The sequence below is a fragment of the Microbacterium sp. YJN-G genome (assembly GCF_015040615.1).
Classification (GTDB): domain Bacteria; phylum Actinomycetota; class Actinomycetes; order Actinomycetales; family Microbacteriaceae; genus Microbacterium.
Genome location: NZ_CP060403.1, coordinates 108,980 through 129,482, shown reverse-complemented (window position 1 = coordinate 129,482; position 20,503 = coordinate 108,980). Strand labels below are relative to the sequence as shown.

Annotated in this window: 16 protein-coding genes; 12 read left to right on the top strand and 4 right to left on the bottom strand. The window is 64.4% G+C overall.

Annotation, left to right across the window (positions count from 1 at the left end; genetic code table 11):
• Positions 1-14: 14 nt before the first annotated feature.
• The gene (locus H7694_RS17435) at positions 15-1,499 is read right to left on the bottom strand and encodes an aldehyde dehydrogenase family protein (RefSeq protein WP_193599342.1); all 1,485 of its coding nucleotides are present in this window, start codon (positions 1,497-1,499) and stop codon (positions 15-17) included.
• Complete coding sequence (locus H7694_RS17430; protein WP_193599341.1) at positions 1,496-2,599, bottom strand: alcohol dehydrogenase catalytic domain-containing protein; 1,104 nt, start codon at positions 2,597-2,599, stop codon at positions 1,496-1,498. The genes H7694_RS17435 and H7694_RS17430 overlap by 4 nt, the downstream gene beginning before the upstream one ends.
• Before the next feature lie 179 nt (positions 2,600-2,778).
• Between H7694_RS17430 and H7694_RS17425 the strand changes: the two genes are divergently transcribed.
• The 10 genes from H7694_RS17425 (at position 2,779) to H7694_RS17380 (ending at position 14,037) form a co-directional block, all read left to right on the top strand.
• A complete protein-coding gene (locus tag H7694_RS17425; RefSeq protein ID WP_193599340.1) occupies positions 2,779-3,510 on the top strand; it encodes a type 1 glutamine amidotransferase in 732 nt (243 codons plus the stop codon).
• A 213-nt stretch (positions 3,511-3,723) separates the two neighbouring features.
• Positions 3,724-5,241, top strand: a complete 1,518-nt coding sequence (locus H7694_RS17420) for an APC family permease (protein WP_193599339.1) — start codon at positions 3,724-3,726, stop codon at positions 5,239-5,241.
• A 200-nt stretch (positions 5,242-5,441) separates the two neighbouring features.
• Positions 5,442-6,830 (top strand): glutamine synthetase family protein, encoded by a 1,389-nt coding sequence (locus tag H7694_RS17415; protein WP_193599338.1) that lies wholly within the window; start codon positions 5,442-5,444, stop codon positions 6,828-6,830.
• 29 nt (positions 6,831-6,859) lie between these two features.
• Positions 6,860-7,624, top strand: coding sequence for an SDR family NAD(P)-dependent oxidoreductase (locus H7694_RS17410; protein ID WP_193599337.1), 765 nt, complete (start codon positions 6,860-6,862; stop codon positions 7,622-7,624).
• A complete protein-coding gene (locus H7694_RS17405) occupies positions 7,624-8,340 on the top strand; it encodes a gamma-glutamyl-gamma-aminobutyrate hydrolase family protein (protein WP_193599419.1) in 717 nt (238 codons plus the stop codon). The genes H7694_RS17410 and H7694_RS17405 overlap by 1 nt, the downstream gene beginning before the upstream one ends.
• Entirely contained in the window at positions 8,333-9,508 is a 1,176-nt protein-coding gene (locus H7694_RS17400; protein WP_193599336.1) for a cytochrome P450, read from the top strand. The genes H7694_RS17405 and H7694_RS17400 overlap by 8 nt, the downstream gene beginning before the upstream one ends.
• Position 9,509: 1 nt before the next feature.
• Positions 9,510-9,716, top strand: coding sequence for a ferredoxin (locus tag H7694_RS17395; protein ID WP_193599335.1), 207 nt, complete (start codon positions 9,510-9,512; stop codon positions 9,714-9,716).
• Positions 9,713-10,861: an NAD(P)/FAD-dependent oxidoreductase gene (locus H7694_RS17390; RefSeq protein WP_193599334.1), complete on the top strand. Its 1,149-nt coding sequence runs from the start codon at positions 9,713-9,715 to the stop codon at positions 10,859-10,861. The genes H7694_RS17395 and H7694_RS17390 overlap by 4 nt, the downstream gene beginning before the upstream one ends.
• A gap of 150 nt (positions 10,862-11,011) precedes the next feature.
• A complete protein-coding gene (locus tag H7694_RS17385) occupies positions 11,012-12,382 on the top strand; it encodes an aldehyde dehydrogenase family protein (protein WP_193599333.1) in 1,371 nt (456 codons plus the stop codon).
• Positions 12,379-14,037, top strand: a complete 1,659-nt coding sequence (locus H7694_RS17380) for a sulfite reductase flavoprotein subunit alpha (RefSeq protein ID WP_193599332.1) — start codon at positions 12,379-12,381, stop codon at positions 14,035-14,037. Before H7694_RS17385 ends, H7694_RS17380 begins: the two co-directional genes overlap by 4 nt.
• Here the strand turns inward: H7694_RS17380 and H7694_RS17375 are convergent.
• The gene (locus tag H7694_RS17375; RefSeq protein WP_193599331.1) at positions 14,031-15,761 is read right to left on the bottom strand and encodes a helix-turn-helix domain-containing protein; all 1,731 of its coding nucleotides are present in this window, start codon (positions 15,759-15,761) and stop codon (positions 14,031-14,033) included. The genes H7694_RS17380 and H7694_RS17375 overlap by 7 nt on opposite strands.
• 195 nt (positions 15,762-15,956) lie before the next feature.
• Here H7694_RS17375 and H7694_RS17370 point away from each other — a divergent pair, with 195 nt between their 5' ends.
• A complete protein-coding gene (locus tag H7694_RS17370) occupies positions 15,957-17,339 on the top strand; it encodes an aminotransferase class III-fold pyridoxal phosphate-dependent enzyme (RefSeq protein WP_227468411.1) in 1,383 nt (460 codons plus the stop codon).
• A 21-nt stretch (positions 17,340-17,360) separates the two neighbouring features.
• Positions 17,361-18,062: a winged helix-turn-helix transcriptional regulator gene (locus tag H7694_RS17365; RefSeq protein ID WP_193599329.1), complete on the top strand. Its 702-nt coding sequence runs from the start codon at positions 17,361-17,363 to the stop codon at positions 18,060-18,062.
• 47 nt (positions 18,063-18,109) lie between these two features.
• Here the strand turns inward: H7694_RS17365 and ppsA are convergent, their stop codons facing one another.
• Complete coding sequence (gene ppsA, locus H7694_RS17360) at positions 18,110-20,494, bottom strand: phosphoenolpyruvate synthase (RefSeq protein WP_193599328.1); 2,385 nt, start codon at positions 20,492-20,494, stop codon at positions 18,110-18,112.
• Positions 20,495-20,503: the final 9 nt, after the last annotated feature.

Here is a 20,503-nt window from a genome sequence, read left to right as displayed (position 1 = left end):
TGTGAATGGACGGTCTAGATGGGCAGGGAGGGGTCGTCGACGCCCACGACCCGACGCCCCTGGTAGAAGGCGACGCCTTGAGCGGGGCCGTGACCTCCCACCCCGGACGTGCCCCAGAAGGTCTGTTGTGATTCCCCCGCCAGGTCGGCCATTTTGGTGCCGTTCACCCTGACCTCTCCGGCGAGAAGACGGCCGCCGACCTGGATCGCTTCGTCCTCGTCTGCGCCGAATACGAACGCGTCCAGCCCGCCGCCGGCGGCGTTCGCGTCGGAGATGGCATCCGCGACGTCGTCGTAGGGATGCACAGTCACTGCCGGGCCGAACAGTTCCTCCGATGCTGCAGCAGCAGGAAGCCCCGTGATCACAGTCGGGGCGAAGAACCAACCATCCGCCGCCGGCTTCGTTCCGATGCGGCGGACCTGCGCCCCTCGAGCTTCGTGTCCAGCGACGGAGGCCTCGAGGCGGTCGCGATGTGCTTCGTAGGCGAGAGGCCCGAGGTCACAGTCGGGTTCGAGTGAGTGCATGATCCGAATGCGCCCCGCTTCGGCCACGAGCGCGTCCGTGAGCGTGTCGTGCATGGACCTCGGGACGAGGATCTTCCCGGGCGCTTCGCACCACTGTCCGTTCAGGCGTGTCATACCCGCGATGAGGTCAGATGCGGTCCTTTCCACATCTGCGCCTTCGAGGACGACGGCGGGATTGTTCGACCCGAGCTCGAGCTGCACGTTCGCAAGGGACTCGGCGGCGGCGCGGGCGACCGCTCGGCCAGCGGCGAGACCCCCTGTGAAGGTGATGACACGAACCCGAGGATCCGAGGTCAGCGCACTGCCGACGCTCGCGCCACCGTGAACGAGCTGCACGGATGCGGCGGGGAGGGCGCGGGCATCCAACACCTGAACGAACAACTCGAACGCAATCTGCGCGCCCGCCGGCGTCCATTCGGACGGCTTCAGAATCGAGGGCGAGCCCGCACCGAAGGCCGCGGCGAGCTTGGAGACAGCGACGAAGGTCGGCGCGTTCCACGGCGCGAGGATCAGAGTCGGACCCAGGGAACGATTGAGCAGCCGGACGGTGCGGCCCGATGCAGGCAGTTCCTTACCGTCTCCGAGGTTCAGGACTTCTGCGGCCAGGGAACGCACCCGCGCGCCGAGTGAGCCCGCCAGCATGCACGTGGTGGAGAGCGGGTTGCCTGTGGACAGCGAATCCTGCAGTGCGATGTCCTCGGCTGCGTCATCGAGAAGGGCCGCCCATTCTCCGAGGGCGGCAGCGCGGGATGCCGGGCCCAGATCGTCGAGGATCTGCGCCGTGAACAAGCGGTCCGCCGCGGCGATGGCATCCGCTACCGATTCGGTGGAGTTCTCACGCTGAGGGCCACGCCGTGCCCCGGTGTTCGGGTCGTGAAGCGAACCGATTTCGTGGTCCGGGACGGCCCAACGGCCATCGATCCAGGATCGCGTCTCGACAACCGGTACTGACACCGTCACATCGTTTCCTCTCATTCGAACGACACCACCGTGCGGATGGTTTCGGGGGAGCGCATCGCTTGCAGCCCTGCGTTGATGTCGGAGAACGGGATGACGGACGTCACCATCGCCCGCAGGTCGAGGACGCCGCGCTCGTACTGATCGACGAGCATCGGAACGTCGGCGAGGAACTGATTGGCTCCCATGTAGGCGCCCTGGATGCGGCGGTCGCCTTCGATGAGAGCGCCGGCGTCGACGCTGATGCGCTTACCTGCCGGCATGAGTCCCAGGATCGTGGCGATGCCGCGCGGTGCTAGCAGATCGAACGCGAGTTCGGCGGTTTCTGGTCGCCCAACCGCTTCGAACGAACGCGTCACGCCGTTCGGGACGATCTCCCGCACGGCGTCGATGACCTCCGACATCGGTCCGGATACGACGACATCCGTCGCCCCCATCTCGGTGGCGAGCATCAGCTTCTCTGGGTGCAGGTCGATGGCGATGACTCGCAGTGCTCCGCACATGCGAGCGGCTTGAATCGCGGCCATGCCGACACCGCCACACCCGATGACGGCAACGGTGTCATCGGGGCTCACCTGTGCGCCGTGCGTGACCGCGCCGACGCCGGTGCTGATGCAACAGCCGAGGAGACAGGCGACATCCAGACCAACAGTGTCAGGCAGCACCGCGAGCGAGGCTTCATCGAGGACGAACGCTTCAGCGAATGTGCCCATCCCGCCCAGCATTGACACGGGCGTACCGTCTTCGGTCTCCAGTTTCGGACGATCCCGGTGGCGGCGCTGCGATGTGCGCTCACAGAGCGTCGCATTGCCTGACACACACTTCGGACACGCGCCGCAGCTGGGGGTGACGGTGGCAACAACCCGGTCGCCGACCTTCACTCGATTTACGCCTGGTCCGACACGTTCGACGACGCCGGCGACCTCGTGACCGAGGACAGCTGGCACATCCATGGGGAGCGTGCCATCGGCGTAGTGGAGGTCGCTGTGACACAGCCCGATGGCGCCAGAGCGCACCAGCACCTCACCGTGGAGCGGCTCATCCAGGAGCAGCGTGCGATGGTCCAGCGGTGCACCCGCGGTGTGCAGCACCGCGGCGCGGATCGGCAGTCGTGCCATTGCCACGTCCTCCTTGGAGCTCTTCGATGGGCTTCCAGGGAATAGTCATCCGCGGATCCCGTTCGGAGCGGTGCGCCCGGCACGGTGTTCGTGTCGGTGGTGTGCGCCGGGCACATGCCCGTCCAGTTCTCTTGTGATGGAGTGTGTGCTGGCCCTATCCCTGCGCTTGAAGGAGCACCATGACAGACACCTCGGCATCCCACCGCCCCACTTTGCTTGTGATCCAGCCTGATGCGATTGGCGATCTGGATCGGCTCGGCGAGTGGATCGCCGAGGAGGGGGTCGATGTCAGTGTGGTGCGACCATATGACGGGGATGAGATTCCCGGTCTCGGCGACGTAGATGGGCTCGTGGTGCTCGGCGGCGGCATGGGGGCGATGGACGTGGAGGATTTCCCGTGGCTTGAAGACATCAAGGAGCGCCTGCGTGAAGCCGTGGCCACGGAGTTGCCGACGCTGGGCATCTGTCTTGGTGCGCAACTGCTCGCCGACGCCACAGGTGGACACGTTCGCCGCGGTGATGCGGGTCTGGAAAGCGGGGTCGTCGCCGTGAATTGGCAGCAGGAGGCCGAAAACGATCCTCTTGTCGCCGGCCTTCCCCGCCCGCTGCTGGCGGGCGCAATGCACTTCGACGGCATCGTGAGCTTGCCCGAGGATGCGGTGCTGCTGGGGACGGGCGAGAAGTACCGCCACCAGGTGTTCCGTCTGTCCTGCGCCTGGGGAGTGCAGTTTCATCCAGAACTCTCGCCGGCGCGATTCGAAAGCTGGCGTCCGCTGATCCCGGAGGAGCACCGGTGCACCTATGACGTCCAGGCCGAGGAGTTCAAGTCGTCCGACGCCGCTGTGAAGGAAGGGACGAAGGCCCTCGCCGAGCGCTTCGCGAACATCGTTCGCGCCCGAGCACAAGGGTAACGACGCTTTGCCCGCAGGCTCCGGAGTCTGAATCATAGGCGCGGCGCACATATCGCCCCGCTGACATGGTCGCAGGAGACATTCCACGCCGCGACGAGCGCCATTAGTTTTCCGCACATCCCGATTGAGTGAACGACGGCGTTCACAAGCGTTCAGGTCTCTTGAACGGGAGTATCCACTTATCAGGCAACGTGCACTGAGAGGCATACCCGAATGGCGACAAACTCAACACGGCGGGCGACCGCGGAAGTCTCAACCGACCTGCTGAAAGGCTCGATCCGGTTCTTCACCATCGTCCTCATGGTGACCGCGGCGGCGGCGCCCCTGGTGGTGGTATCCACCTACATCCCGATCTCGTTCGCGAACGGAGCGGGAATGTCCACAGCGCTGACGTACGTCGCCGCCACACTCATCCTGCTGGTGTTCGCGGTCGGGTTCGCCCAGATGGCGAAGCGGATCACCGCTGCCGGGGCGTTCTACAACTACACGACACAGGGACTGGGCCGACCGATTGGACTGGGTGCCGGCTGGACGGTCATGCTTGCTTACAGCATGATCGTTCCGGCTATCAGCGGCGGGTTCGGCTACTTCACCTCAGCGATGCTGGAGAACTACTTCGGGTGGGCCGTCCCGTGGTGGGTGTGCAGTGTCGCAGGAGTGATCATCATGTTCGTGATCTCGTACTTCAAGGTCACGCTCACCGGCAAGATTCTCGGTATCGCGCTCGGGCTTGAGGTCCTCGTCGTCTTCTTCGTCGCAACCGCCGTGATTGTTCAAGGCGGAGCTCAGGGGCAGATGCCCGAGGCATTCAACCCGGCAGGATGGTTGGCCGCGCCGGCAATCGGTATTGGCTTCTTCTTCGCGTTCTGGTCCTGGATCGGCTTCGAGACGACGGCCATCTACGGCGAGGAGACAACGGACCCGAAGCAGTCCGTTCCCCGGGCCACCTACATCGCCGTCATCACCCTCGGCGTGTTCTACAGCTTCGCCGCCTACGCCGGCATCGTCGGGTTCGGGGACCAGACCATGGAGCAGGCTGGCACTCTTGTCGGCGACTACTACTTCGTCCTCGCCGACATGTACACCTGGCATTTCATGCGCGTTCTGATGGATTTCCTCGTGATCACCGGGTTCTTCGCCTGTGCGTTCGCTTTCCACAACAACGCCTCGCGGTACTTCTTCTCCATGGGGCGTGACCGCATCTTGCCTGCAGCTCTCGGGCGCACGCACGACAAGCACAAGTCGCCATACGTCGCGAACGGCGTCCAGGCAGCCATCGCGATCATCGTCATCCTCCTGTTCGCTCTCGGCGGCGCGGACCCGCTTCTGCAGTTGGGTGGATGGTTGCCGATCTTCTGCACCGCTGGTGTTGTCTTCGTGCAGCTGCTGGTCTCCCTCGCGGTGATCTTCTACTTCAACCGTGTGGGCCGCTCCGGTCCCGGCGCGACCTGGAAGACGCTGGTCGCTCCGGCCATCGGGGTCATCGCACAGGCCATCGTGCTGGTCCTACTGGTCGTCTACATCCCGTTCCTCGCCGGCGCGGATGTGGTGGTCGTCAACCTGATCCCGCTCTATGTTCTGCTCATCGCCCTCGCAGGCGTGGTCTACGCCTTGTATCTCCGCAAGCGCCGACCTGCGGAGTATGCCCGGATCGGGAAGATCTACGACGAGGAGGAGCTGCCCGACGCACTCGATGCGACAATCGCGGGCGAAGCGCCCGCGCGCTCCTGAGCACCGCTACTGATATCGCCCGAGCGTGGCTTTCGCCACGCTCGGGCGTTGTCGTTCAGCGGTCAGGGCCGACCCGTACGTCGTGCACCGCGAAACTGGGAACGATGTGCGCGGCGCACATAAGGCGGTGTGTGCGGCACGGATAGCCTCGCTGCACGCTCTTCATACTCACCATCAATGCAAGCTGGAAGGCAGGGCACATGAACAATGAGGTTCTGATCGAAGATCCGAAGCGCTACGTCGAAGAGTTCGTCGCCGAGCACGGGATCAAGGTCATCAAGATCGGTGCACCCGACATCGACGGCCTCTGGCGTGGCAAGCGCCTTACGGCGAAGTACTTCGTGGAGTCCGCGTACAAAGCCGGAACGAACATCTGCAACATCCTCTTCGGCTGGGACATTGAAGACGCCAGTATCCCGAACCTCACGTTCACCGGCTGGCACACCGGCTACCCGGACGTGAACCTGCGGCCCGACCTCACGACACTGAGGCTGGTTCCGGGTGAGCCGGGTGTGGCCTCCGTCATCTGCGACCTCTACAACCCCGATGGCACACCGTTGGAGCAGTCGCCTCGCGGCGTCCTGCGTCGTATCGTCGACCGAGCTGCAGCCCTCGGATACACCCCGGTCTGCGCATACGAATTCGAGTTCTACCTGTTCGAGGGAACTCCGCGCGAACTCGCGCGCCGCAACTGGCGTGACCTGGAGCCGATCACCAACGGCAACCACACGTACAGCGTCTACCGCGACTCGGGCACCGAGCACGTGATCGGACTCATCCGTGACCAGCTCGCAGAGCAGGGCGTGTTCATTGAGGCCAGCAACAGCGAGCACGGCGCTGGCCAGTTCGAAGTCAACATCCATTACGGTGACGCCATCCAGGCAGCGGACAGCGCCCTGCTCCTCAAGCACACCGTCAAGGAGATCGCCGCAGCCCACGGGCTCACTGCATCGTTCATGGCCAAGATCAACCCCGGGCAGGCGGGTTCGTCCGGACACGTGCACCAGAGCCTGATCAGCGCCGAGGACGAGGACGCCCTGTTCGCGAACCCCACCACTCCCGGCGAGCTCAGCAGCATCGGAAACGCCTACCTCGCCGGGCTCGTCGCCGGCTCCCGCGACTTCACCGCTCTGTACCTTCCGACCGTCAACTCCTACAAGCGAGTCGAAGGCGGACAATGGGCAGGATCCAGCGCCACATGGGGTGTCGACAACCGCACCGTGGCCATCCGCAGCATCCCATCGGCGGGGGCTGCAGCACGTGTGGAGAACCGTATCGCGGGAGCGGACGCCAACCCGTACCTGGTCCTCGCCGCCAACATCGCGTCGGGTCTGAGTGGCTTGGAGAAATCGCTCACCCCGCCGGAGGCCGTGACCGGCAACGCGTACGAGCAGGACGGCGATGCCGCTGTTCGTCTGCCGCACACGCTGGAAGCAGCCATCGCTGTGTTTGCGGACAGCGACCTGGCGAAGGAGTACTTCGGTGAGGAATTCGTCCGCCACTACACGGAGACCCGCCAGTGGGAGGTGCAGCAGTTCCACAAGGCTGTCACCGACTGGGAGACGTCCCGCTACCTCGAACACATCTGACCCCCGACAAGCCAAGAAAGAGAACGAATATGGGAAATCGACTTGAAGGACGTTTCGCTGCGGTCACCGGAGCCGCGTCCGGAAACGGTCGTGCTATCGCTGAGAAGCTGCTCGATGAGGGAGCATCGCTCGCTGCCATCGACCTGAACCCGGATGCCCTCGAATCGGTGTTCGGCGGCCGCGACAACGTCATCAACATCCGGGCGAACGTCGCCGATGAGGACAGCGTCCGTGCCGGCTTCGCGAAGGTCGCCGACGAGTTCGGACGCCTCGACGTGCTGGTCAACAACGCCGGCATCGTGAAGTTCGGCACTTTCGAGGACCTTTCCGTCGCGGAATGGGATCAGGTGTTCGCCGTGAACTCCACCGGTCCGTTCATCGTGTCTCGCGAGGCATACGGCCTCCTGCGAGCTGGTGACGGTGATCACACGCGCTCCATCGTGAACATCACCTCGGTCGAAGCGCACATCGTGATCTCTTCGAGCGGCCACCCCCAGATCCACTACAACGCTTCCAAGGGTGCCCTGCTGCAGCTCACCCGCGCTCTGGCTGTCGAGGCCGCTTCCTCCGGCATTCGAGTCAACGCGGTCGCGCCCGGATTCATCGAAACGCCATTCACGGCCGAGGCACTCGGGAAGGAAGAGGTCCGCAACTGGCTGCTCGAGCGCACCCCGATGGGACGCATCGGCAAGCCCGAGGACGTCGCCAACGGCGTGGCATTCCTCGCCTCGGACGAGTCGAGCTGGGTGACCGGGACGACGCTGTTCGTCGACGGTGGTTGGACGATCTACTGATGCCTCGTCCACTTATCGCAGTCACCGCCGACCGGAGCGTGCAGCAGTCCGCTTTCGGTCCGCGGGACTCCACACTTCAGGTGCTCAGCTACGCCGAAGCCGTTGTCTCTGCGGGCGGCCGACCGGCGATCCTCCCGGCCACGGAGACGATCCCGGAGGACCTGCTCGACGGTTTCGACGCGCTTCTCCTCACCGGTGGCGGCGACCTGTCCCCGGAGATGTACGGGCAGGCGCCGGACGAGGCCGTATACGGTGTCAGCCCCTTCCGTGACCGTTTCGAGACGGCCCTTGTGCGTGACGCCCGTGAGCGAGGACTGCCGATCCTGGCGATCTGCCGGGGGCTGCAGCTCATCAATGTCCTGCGCGGGGGCACGCTCATCCAGCACCTCGACGGGCACTGGCAGACCCGCCCGTCGAACGAAGCGGACCACGAGATCGCCGTCGAACCGACATCACTTCTTGCGGGCATCGTCGGAGAGCGGATGGCGGTGAACAGTTACCACCACCAGGCCGTAGCGCGTCTGGGCGAGGGGCTGACCGTCACCGCACGCGCAGGGGAAGTGGTCGAAGCGTTCGAGGACCCGTCCGCCAACCTCATCGCAGTGCAATGGCACCCGGAGCACCTGTACCTGACCTCACCAGACAACCATGCTCTGTTCGACGACCTTGTTCGCCGGGCGAGCGCGTACACCGAAAGGAAACCGGCTCATGTCTGACAACGAAACCCTCGCCGAGTTCGACTTCCACGGCAAGGCACTCGACACGATCTTCGACGACTACGCGCAGATGCACGAGTCGAAGCCTGTCGGCCACAGCTCGAAGTACGGCGGGTTCTGGTACATCTCCAAGAGCGAGGACATCTTCGACGCGGAGCAGGACCCGGAGACATGGTCGGTGGGTCCGTCGATGCTGCTGCCGTCCTTCGGCACGGAGATGCCGCTGATCCCCATCGACATCGACCCGCCCACGCACGCCGGCTTCCGCAAGCTGCTGCTTCCGATGTTCACTCCGATGGCGATCAACAAGCTCGAACCGGGCATGCACTCCACGGCCATCGAACTGTCGGATCAGGTGAAAACCGCGTTCGAGGACAGCGAAGTCGTCGACGTGTCGGCACTCTTCGCCCGTCCCTACCCGACGATCATCTTCAGCCGACTCGCCGGATACCCGGAGAAGGACTGGCCTCTGTTCGACCAGTGGATCGACGACATCATCTACGAGCGGACCAAGTCTCCCGAGAAGGCGAAAGCCGCCGGAGACGACCTCATCGCCTACGTGCAGCGCCTCATCGACGACGGGCGCGCAGGGAAGGCACTCGAGGGCATCACCGGCGAGCTGCTCAACGCGACAATCGACGGACGCCCGCTGACTGATGACGAGTTGGTCTCCTACGGATACCTGCTGTTCCTCGCAGGCTTGGACACCACCGCATGGGCGATCCGCTCCTCACTGTGGTACCTCGCCCGCAACAAGGAAGCGCAGGCACTTCTGCGCCGCGAGCCCGACCGGATCGTGGATGCGGCTGAGGAGTTCCTGCGTACGCTGTCGCCCGTCCAGGCGATGGCGCGCACCGCGAAGCAGGACACCACGGTCCGCGGGCAGGAGATCAAGGCGGGCGAGCGTGTGGTGCTGGTGTTCGGAGCCGGCAACCGAGACCCCGAGATCTACGACAACCCGAACGACATCGACATCACTCGCGAGAACAACCGGCACCTCGCGTTCGGCGGCGGTATCCACCGGTGCCTGGGCTCAAACCTCGGACGCAAAGAGCTCGTGATCTCCCTCGAGCACTTCCTGGCCACCATCCCGGAATTCGAGCTGGCCCAGGAGGAGCCCTGGCATGGTGTCGGGTCGCTGCGGCTGCGTCTGACAGGAGGCGAGTGACATGACGAAGATCTGGGTGGACCCGGCACGGTGCCAGGGACACGCACGGTGCTTCATGATCGCCCCCGAGACCTTCTACATCGACGATGAAGGATACGGGCATGTGGTGGAAGGACGTGAGGGCGCCTTCGAAGAGGAGAACACGCGAAGAGCCATCAGAAACTGCCCTGAGCGTGCCATCAAGCTCGTCGAGACGGAGGACGCGTGAGCGAGTCGCTGGTCGTGGTCGGCGCTTCCGTCGCGACCACGGCGTTTATCGAGCGGCTGCGGGAACTCGGCAACAGTGCGCAGGTCACGGTCATCGACTGTGACCCCGACGCCCCATATGACAGGCCCCCGCTGTCGAAGCACTACCTTGTCGAGGGTGAGGCGGACGATATCGCCGTTGACTGGAGCGACCTGAATGCCGAGCTCGTCCGTGCACGTGCCACGAGCGTGGACACGTCGGCGTCGGTCGTCAGAGTCGAGTACCCCGATGGGCGGATGGGCGCTGTGCCGTTCGACCAACTTGTGATCGCCACGGGTGCGAGCGCCGCGCGGCTGCCTATCGAACCGGAGGACACCACGGTACTGCGGAGCGCCGCGGATGCCCGAAGGCTGCGCGAGCGCACGGCGAACGGCGAGTCTGCCGTGGTCATCGGCGCGGGAGCCATCGGCGTGGAGCTCGCCTCCTCGCTCGCCGCCCGCGGATCGAAGGTCGCGCTCCTGGACCGAGCCGCAGGGCCCCTCGAGCGACTGTTGGCCGGCCACCTGGGCCAGGAGACGTCTGCCTGGCTCGCGGATGCGGGCGTTGCCTGTCATTGGGAAGCCGATATCGCTCGCATCAGCACCACTGACCGCGGCTGGGAGGTGGAGCTCCGAGACGGGCCTGTGCTTGTCGGTGACGTCCTCATCAGCGCCGTGGGCGCCCGCCCTGCCGTCGGGTGGCTGGAAGAGAGCGGCCTCCTCACCCAGGGTGCGTTGCTCGTCGACGACGACGGTCGTGTCGTTCAGGAAGGGGCCGTCGTCCCGCACCTGTTCGGTATCGGTGACGCGGTCACGCGCATGCGCGACGGCGGTCCGGGCCAGCGCACGGAGAGCTGGGCCGAAGCGCGACAGCAGGGTGCACACCTTGCGGAGATGCTCACCGGCGTGAACAGGCAGCCGGCGCCCCCGTCATACTTCTGGACGGAAGTCGCAGGACGCAAAGTCCAAGTGGTCGGGGCGCTGCATCCGGACGCCGTGCCGGTGCTGGAGTTCGAGAACCCAGAGCGCGGAGCGACGCTTCACCGCTATGACGCGCCGGACGGCACAAGCGCGTGGATCGGCGTCAACGCGCAGCCGCGCATTGCGAGGCTGCTGACGGCGGCGTGAGAGGGACACCGCTCGAAGAAAGGGGGCATGTGCATGACGCACATGCCCCCTTTCACTTTCGTACTCCGTGCACGCTGGCTCCGTCCCCGCGTGAGCCAAGGTAAGACAACTGAAGCGGGCGAGCGACCCGTAGACGGCGGAAGAGGAGCGATGACGAACCTGACAATTCCCGTATGGAACCCGGCGACCGAAGAGCAGATCGACGAGGTGCGGGCGTTCACCCGCGCTGACGTTGACATCGCTGTAGAGCGAGCGGTCGCTGCGCAGAGAAGCTGGGCACGCCTTCCTATCGCGCAGCGCCAGCAGTTCCTGTTCGACCTCGCTGATGCGGTGTCTCGCCATCGGGAGGAGCTGGCCAGTCTCGAGTCACGCGATGTGGGAAAGCCGATGACGGCGGCGCTCGCTGAGGCAGACAGCGTCGCTGGGGTGTTCCGCTACTACGCCGGCACCATCGACAAGCTGACCGGTGAGACCATTCCCGTCGACGGGGGCGTAGCACTGACCTTCCGCGAGGCAATCGGTGTCGTCGGGGTCATCACACCCTGGAACTTCCCCCTGCCCATCGCCAGCTGGAGCATCGCGCCCGCCCTCGCGGCCGGTAACGCCGTCATCGTCAAGCCGGCGAGCATGACCCCGCTGTCCACCGTCCGGCTTGGCGAGCTCGCCGCGGAGGTCTCCCCGATTCCGCACCTCCTGCAAGTGGTCACGGGCGGCGGCGCAGAAGTGGGCTCAACTCTCATCGAGGACTCGAGGGTCGGGAAGATCAGCTTCACCGGGTCCACCGAGGTGGGGCGATCCATCCTCCGCTCCAGCGCTGACACCATGAAGCGGGTCACCCTCGAACTCGGCGGAAAGTCCGCGAACATCGTCTTCGCTGACGCCGACATCGCCAAGGCGGCAGCATCCGCGCCATGGGCGGTGTTCGACAACACCGGTCAGGACTGCTGCGCACGAAGCCGCATCCTCGTGCAGCGGCCCGCTCTTGACGAATTCCTTGAGAAGTTCGTCGCCGCCACGAGTGCTCTGCGGATCGGAGACCCGTCGCGGCTGGACACTGACCTCGGCCCCCTGGTGTCACAGGAGCACCGTACGACCGTCGAGTCCTTCCTCGACGACAAGCTCGATGTGGTCTTCAAGGGATCCGCCCCGGACGGCCCCGGCTACTGGATGGCCCCCCACATCGCCGTCGACCAGGACGGATCCACCCGCGCAGCCCGGGACGAGATCTTCGGCCCCGTCGCCGTGGTCATTCCCTTCGACACGGAGGAGGAGGCGGTCCGGCTCGCCAACGAGACGATCTACGGTCTCAGCGGCTCCATCTGGACCAGCAACGTCGGCCGCGCGCTTCGCGTTGCGAGGGGTGTGGAGAGCGGGACCTTGTCCGTGAACTCGAACTCCTCCATCCGTGTGCAGGTCCCGTTCGGTGGCTTCAAACAGTCCGGCATCGGACGCGAGCTGGGGATGGAGGGCGTGCGCGGCTTCACAGAGCCGAAGTCGGTCTTCATCAACACCGAATCATGACCATACAGTTGAGCGTCGCTGAGGGGGAAGCGAAGATGGCCGCGTCAGATGCTGCGGAACTCACCATCCTTTTCGGGAGCCAGACCGGCAACGCGGAGTACCTGGCATTCCAGATCCACGGGAAGGTGGAGAAGGCCGGCAACAACGCGCAATTGGCGTCCCTTGAGGACTGGCTGCACTCCGGAGACCGGCAGCTCCAGCGACTTCTGGTTGTGACCTCCACGCACGATAACGGCCACATGCCGGACAACGCGGCAGAGTTCTGGGACTGGCTGCAACAGCTCCCCGCCGGAGCCTTCGAAGGACTGCCCTATGCGGTCCTCTCCATCGGCGATTCCATGTACGAGGACTTCTGCAAAGCCGGCCACGACATCGACCAGCGGCTCGAAGAACTCGGAGCCGCTCGAATCGTCGAGAGCATCGACTGCGACATCGACTTCGAGTTCAGTGCCGAGCGATGGGCGAAGCCGGCAGTTCAGCAACTGCTCGACACCCAGCCCTGGGACGGTGCGGTCTCTGCCGACTCTGAGGATCCGGGTCAGGCCGTTGCAGAGAAGCACACGGCCTCGGACCGGGACCGGACCGCCAGGGTGGTGGCAACCCAGCAGCTGTCCAAGCCCGGTTCCGCGAAGTACGTCGCTCACTACGAACTCGCGTTCGATGAGCCGTTCACCTACGCGCCCGGTGACTCGCTCTCGGTGTTCCCGAAGAACTCCGACCGTCTCGTCTCTCAGTGGATTGACGTCTTCGGGGAGCAGACCATTGACGGGCGGGCTTTCCGGGACATCCTCAAGCACGACGTCGAACTGCGTCTGCCGCACCCCGGTCTCATCGTCGGTCTGTCGCGGCTGCAACCGGACAACAACTCCGTGAAAGAGATCATCGACCTCATCCAGTCAGGCTCCCGGGAGCGCCTGGACGCATGGCTCTGGGGTCGTGACGTGCTGGACGTCATCACGGACCTCGGCTGCGAGAGCATCCCTGCGGCGGACGTCCTGGCGGAGCTTCGACCTCTCCAGCATCGGGACTATTCGATCTCATCCAGCCCGCTCCTCGATGACGGCAGACTGCACATCACCGTCGCGGGGGTCAAATATGAGCGGGATCGTGGCGAACATCAAGGAACCGCAACCGAGTTCCTGCGCGAACGTGCTGAGGACGGAGCGGCGTTCACCGTCCGCCGCGTACCCGCACACGAGTTCACTCTCCCCGCTGACGACCAGCCGGTGATCATGATCGGGCCGGGTGTGGGGGTCGCACCGTTCCGAGCATTCCTTCGGCATCGCGATGCCTCCGGCGCCTCCGGCAGCAACTGGCTGTTCTTCGGGGATCAGCACCGCGCCTTCGACTGGCTGTACGAGGACGAGTTCGAGGACCTGCGAGCACGCGGCGTGCTTGACCGGCTCGACGTGGCTTTCTCGCGTGACCAGGCGGAGAAGCTCTACGTGCAGCACGTCATGCTCGATCACGCAGATCAGCTGAGGGAGTGGGTGGACGGCGGAGCGTACATCTTCGTGTGTGGGGATAAGACACGCATGGCCGCAGACGTCGACCGGGCGCTGGTCGACATCCTCGGCGCAGGTGACTCGTCCGCCGGAGAGCAGCGTGTGGCCGACCTGAAGGCGGCAGGGCGCTACGTCAAAGACGTCTACTGAGCCGCGACTGAACTGCTCACCCTGGCGCTCGCAACCCGAGCCGCGAGCGCCAGGGGCGACCACGCGGTGCCGGGACCCAGCACGATGCCGAGCACATGCTCGATACGCTGCATCCGCTGCCGCAACGTGTTGCGGTGGATGAGCAGCTCCTTCGCGGTCTCTTGCACAGAACCACCCCATCCCGCGAGAACAGCTAGAGTCTTCACGAGCTGCGTTCCCTGCTTGATGTCGTACTGAACCAAAGGCTCGAGCATGCCGACGAGCGACACGACGGTAGGAGCCAGCTCCCGGACGACATCACTCAACGGCAGCATGCCGCGGACATCCTGATATATCGCCAAAGACACCGGAGATATCTGGCCGTACACGCCGGCCCATTCCAGAGCGCTCCGGGCATTGTCGATTGCTTGACGGATGTCGTCAGGGGTGGAAGTGACCGAACCGACGCCAATCGAGGCTCGCAGCCCCGCCCCTTCAGCGAGTCGCTGGGTGGCCTGGAACACGTGCGAGCTCAACTCAGGTGCCAGCCGGCCTCCGGGCGCATCGGCGAGGACCAAGCCCCACGTGGAGTGCAGGAGCACGACCGCGCGGTTTCCGGCAGCCACGCTGAGAGCATCCTTCAACGCCCGGCTGGCTGTCTCCCAATCGCTCTGCACGCTGTGCACACGGACAAGAATGGGACAGACCGGGCCATCCAACCCCAGCTCACCGAGGATGCTGGCCGCTTCCCTATCGTCCTGCGTGAACCGCAGCCTGGTCGCCAGAGAGGAGCCCACCGAGTTCAGGTCGACAGCTTCGAGAAGTACTCCAAGTTGCATGGCGAGCGCGCTCAGCCGCTCGACGTCTCGGGAGCGGAACCGTGCGGGCCGGTAGCAGGTGAGGATGCCACGAGAGGCGCCGACACCGAGCGCGACAGACATGTGCTCGAGGCCCCCGCAGTGCTGGTCGATGCTGCTTTGAGCAGCGGAACGGGAGTGCGTCGACCATACACGTTGACCTGTGTCAGTTCGCGACGCGAACATGATCGGGGTCGCGGCGTTTTCACGTCTGCTCATGTACTCGAGCATGCACACCTGCCCGTCGATGAGCTCCAGCACACGTTGCGCGGCGAAGTCCAAGGCGGGAACCAAGGACGTCCGGGAAGCGGTCGGAAAATCCAGCAGGAAGTGCGCGATTGCGGACTGATGGTTGAGGTCGTTCACGGTCTCAGCGCGCACGAGGCCCGTGGCTAGTAGGCGGCCGACCTCAACGGCGATGGCCAACTCATCCTCACCGAAGGCGCTCTCCTCTGTGGAGTACAAGGCGAACACACCGCGAAGATTGTTCGACTCGTCCGCAATAGGCGCGGCGAGCACCGAGTGGAACTCCTCCTCCTCGATGCTTGCGAACGGGACGAATCGGGGGTCCTCGGCGGGCGCGCGGTTGATGATGACGGACTCCTGACGCATCGCCGCCCATCCCGCGATTCCTTCGCCGAGACGCAACCGGATCTCATCTATTCCCGTCTGTTGCGGGACTTGGGTCGCCACCCGGAGAACGAGGCGTTCGTCTTCCTCATCCCACAAGTACACGAACACGGCTTTCGTGTCGGTGGCGCGCGCAACCAGCTGCACCGCGTCCTCGGCAAGCTCGACGGGATCACGACCCTGAGCGAACAGCAGCACGAGCTGCGAGAGAACCGCTGCGCGGCGCTCTGCGAGAACATCCTTACGATCCGATGACAACTGCGACACCTTCCCTGATTGGCGCAGACTCCTTCGCCTCGCCCCGCGACTCTAAGACGCCGAAGGCATCATCGCTTGTGCGTGACACACTCCGAGGACGCAGTGAGTGTGCCTGATGCACATAGTAGACCTTCGGTGAACTGGCAGAGTTCTGCTGTTGTCGCCGATGCGGGCGCAACGAGGAGGGTGACCCGGATGCCAACCGATTTGCTGACTAGCGACGCTTCGCACCCACATCTGTGGCGGCATTTCTCCGACATGGGTGGCGCGGCGCCCCAGGTGTTCGTCGAAGGACGGGGCAGCTACCTCATCGACGAGTCAGGCGAGAGCTATCTCGACGCGCTGTCGAACTTGTATTGCGTCAACCTGGGATATTCCTACGGCGCAGAGATGGGCCGTGCGGCCTTCGCTCAGTACTGTCAGCTGGGGTATCACTCGTCATGGGGTTCCACGCACCCGCGGGCGTTGGAGCTCGCGGACCGGTTGGCGAAATTGGCACCGGTTGGCCTGAACCATGTGTTCTTCACCCCGAGCGGTGGGGAATCGGTCGAAGCGGCGTGGAAACTCGCCCGCGCGTTCGCCTTGGCGAACGGCGAGGACCGGTGGAAAGTCATCTCCCGGCAGTCGGCGTATCACGGTACGACGTTGGGTGCGCTCTCGTTGAACGGACTTGACCATCTGAGGGAACAGTTCGCACCGATGCTGGTTCCGAGCATTCGAACGTCGAACACCAGGCGGCTGTTCGGTACCGGCGCGGACTCTGTCGATGACGGCGTGCGTGAGTTGCTCGACGAGCTCGAACAGCAGATCATCGAGAACGATCCGTCCACGATTGCGGCCTTGATCGTTGAGCCAGTGCAGAACCACGGCGGCATGCTCTCTGCCCCGCCGAGCTACTTCGCGGGTCTGCGGAGGCTGTGCGATGCCTACGGCCTGCTGCTGGTGGCGGACGAGACGATCACCGCTTTCGGTCGCTGCGGTGTATGGTTCGCCAGCGCGAGATTCGGACTGGACCCGGACATCATTGTGACAGCGAAAGGGCTGTCCTCTGCGCACGCTGTGATGGGGGCGGTGATCGCCTCAGACCGGGTGTTTGCTCCCTTCCTACGTCCGGGTTCGTCGTTCCTCCACGGGAACACCTTCGGCGGTCATCCGGTGATGGCGGCTGTCGCCCTCAAGAACCTCGAAATCATGGAGCGGATAGACCTCCCCGGCCAGGTTAGGGCACGGCAGACCGCCCTGGAGAAGGAGCTGCGTTCGCTGTTGGATCTCGATGTGGTCCACGATGTGAGAGGCGCCGGGTACTTGTGGGCCATCGAGCTTGTTTCGGCGTCAGCGGACGCCCCGCACGGGAAGCGCATCTGGGGTCCGCTCGACCTTGAGAAGAGATTGCATCAGTTGGGCGTGCTCACTCGGGTAGCGTTCGACGACGACATCGCGATTATCAACGTTGCCCCGCCGCTCGTGGCGGAGCAGACTGAATTTGACATCATCGTCGATGCCTTGCGGTCTGTTCTCAGCACCGTGAGCGCGCAAGCTCAGGAACGGCGCGACCAAGCGGTCTCTACGACGATGTAGGGGCGTACTCGAAGGAGGATCATGCCTGACACAAATAGCGCGCTGCCGCGGTTGACTGGGGCTCGCGATGGCTGGGTGCCTCCGACGGACTACTGCCCCGTCTCCATCGGTGCCCGTCTGATCGCTGACCGTTGGACGCTCCTCATCGTCCGCGAGATGCTTGTAGGAGCGACGCGGTTCAATGCCATTCACCGGGCACTGCCTACGATGTCCCGCACGTTGTTCGCGACGCGACTGCGCTACCTCGTACGAATCGGTGTCGCGGAGCACTCATCGGACACCGGCGAATACCATCTCACGGCGGCCGGCGTTGCCCTGCGTCCGGTTCTCGAAGCGTTGGGTGCGTGGACCCTCGACTGGAGGGTCTCTCCGTCGACGGACGCCGATCTCAATGTCGGCGCGCTTCTGTGGCAGATGCATCTCGGGCTGCAGCGGGACCGTCTTCCCAGCGGAGGTATCGTCCTTGCCTTCCGGTTCCCCGACCAGAACCCGGGCGAAGCGTGGATGTACGCCGACGACCAAGGATCCGGTGCCTGCATCGGAACGCCAGAGAGGGAACCAGATCTGACGGTCATCGTCGACCTGCGCGTGCTCAATGAGCTCTGGTGGGGCAAACGACAGTGCGCGGTGGCTATCGCCGAAGGCGACGTCGGGTTTCGTGGAGCGGAGGCGTTGGCCCGCGCGTACCCCACGTGGTTCCGGCCGCAGAGCCTCACAGCGTGAGCTCGTGATGGACGCCGGCTGTGCCGGCATCCACCACGACATCAGATTCAGGCGGGGACCCACTGCAAGTCGGACATCTTCAACCAGGTTTGCACCACCGTGTCCGGGTTGAGGGACATGGAGTCGACCCCCTGCTCCACCAGCCATTGGGCGAGCTCGGGGTGGTCGCTGGGGCCCTGCCCGCACACTCCGACGTACTTGCCCCGAGCCTTGCACGCCGTGATCGCGAGCGACAGCATCTTCAACACGGCGGGGTCGCGCTCATCGAAGGATGCAGCGACGATGCCGCTGTCTCGGTCCAGCCCCAACGTCAGCTGCGTCATGTCGTTAGATCCGATGGAGAAGCCGTCGAAGAACTCGAGGAAGTCATCGGCGAGTACAGCGTTCGAAGGCAGCTCGCACATCATCATGACCTTCAGGTCGTTCTCACCCCGGCGGAGCCCGTTGCTTGCGAGAAGGTCCGTGACCGTAGCAGCCTCCTCGAGTGTTCGCACGAACGGCACCATCACCTGCACGTTTCGCAGACCCATCTCGTCACGAACGAACCGCAGGGCTTCGCATTCCATGGCGAAGCAGTCGCGGAAGTCGTCTGAGATGTACCGGGACGCCCCGCGGTACCCCAGCATCGGGTTCTCCTCCTTCGGTTCGTAGAGTTCACCGCCGAGGAGGTTGGCGTACTCGTTGGACTTGAAGTCCGACAGCCGCACGATCACGGGTTCCGGAGCGAATGCCGCGGCGATGGTCGCGACACCCTCGGCGACCCGCCGGATGAAGAACTCCCTCGGGGAGGGGTAGGCCGCGATGCGTTCGTCGACCTCCTGCCGGAGAACAGAAGGCAGGGTCTTGTGATCCAACAACGCCTTCGGGTGGATGCCGATTTGACGGTTGATGATGAACTCCAACCGGGCAAGCCCTACACCATGGTGGGGCAGCCGCGAGAACGCGAAGGCCTGGTCGGGTGTGCCGACGTTCATCATGATGCGAGTCGGAGTCGGCGGCATGTGATCGAGTTCTGTCACCTCCTCGTCGAAGTCGATGATACCGGCGTACACGAAACCGGTGTCCCCTTCCGCGCAACTGACCGTCACATCTGTGCCGTCATTGAGCACGGTGGTGGCGTTTCCTGTCCCGACAACGGCGGGGATTCCGAGTTCGCGCGCGATGATCGCGGCGTGGCATGTGCGGCCACCACGATTTGTCACGATGGCCGCAGCTCGCTTCATGATGGGCTCCCAGTCAGGATCAGTCATGTCCGCGACGAGGACATCTCCGGCCTGGAAGTCCTGCATGTCGTCCACGCTGTCGAGCACACGCGTCGTTCCCGCACCGATCCGCTGGCCGATGGCGCGACCCTCGGTGAGGATCTCACCAGGCCCCTGGAGCGTGAAGCGGGTGAGCACGTTACCCGTGGCACGCGACACCACAGTCTCCGGTCGCGCTTGCAGGATGTAAAGGTGACCGTCGATGCCGTCTTTCGCCCATTCGATGTCCATCGGGCGCCCGTAGTGCTCCTCGATGGTCAGGGCGAGGCGCGCGAGCTCTTTGACCTCGGTATCAGTGATCGAGAACTCACGTCGCGCCCACTCCGGAACCGGGACGAACGCCGTGCTCTTACCGGCATCGACCCGGTCGGTGTAGCGCATCGCCGTGGCCTTCTCGCCGACGGAACGTCGCAGGATCGCTGGGCGTCCCTCGCGCAGCACCGGTTTCGACACGAAGAACTCGTCCGGGTTCACAGCCCCCTGGACGACTGCCTCACCCAGGCCGTAGGAACTGGTGATGAAAACGGCCTCGTCGAAGCCCGACTCGGTGTCGACAGTGAACATCACCCCGGATGCACCGAGGTCAGAGCGGACCATACGTTGCACGCCTGCAGAGATGGCCACGTCCGCGCTGTCGAATCCGTGGTGAGCCCGGTAGGCAATGGCCCGGTCGTTGTACAGGGACGCGAACACTGCCCGGATCGCATCGAGGATGTTGTCGATTCCGCCGACATTCAGGTACGTCTCCTGCTGACCAGCGAATGACGCGTCGGGGAGATCCTCCGCGGTCGCGCTGGACCGGACAGCCCAGGTCACCGATCTCGGTTCGGGGTCGGAGGTGACGAGTTCTTCGTACGCTCCCCGGATGTCGTTCTCGAGCTTCTGAGGGAGCGGGTGGGCAAGGACGAGACGGCGGATGTCCGCCCCGATTCGCGCGAGCTCCGTGACGTTGTCGACGTCGGTTCGAGCGATGACATCCGCGATGGTGGCCCCGAGCGATCCGTGAGCGATGAACTCCCGGTAGGCGTCAGCAGTCGTGGCGAAACCGCGGGGCACCCGAACTCCCAGATCGGTGAGGTGCGACACCATCTCGCCGAGTGAGGCGTTTTTCCCTCCCACTCGGCCCAGGTCGGACATCCCGACCTGATGGAACCACAGAACATTGGTCATGCTTGTCTC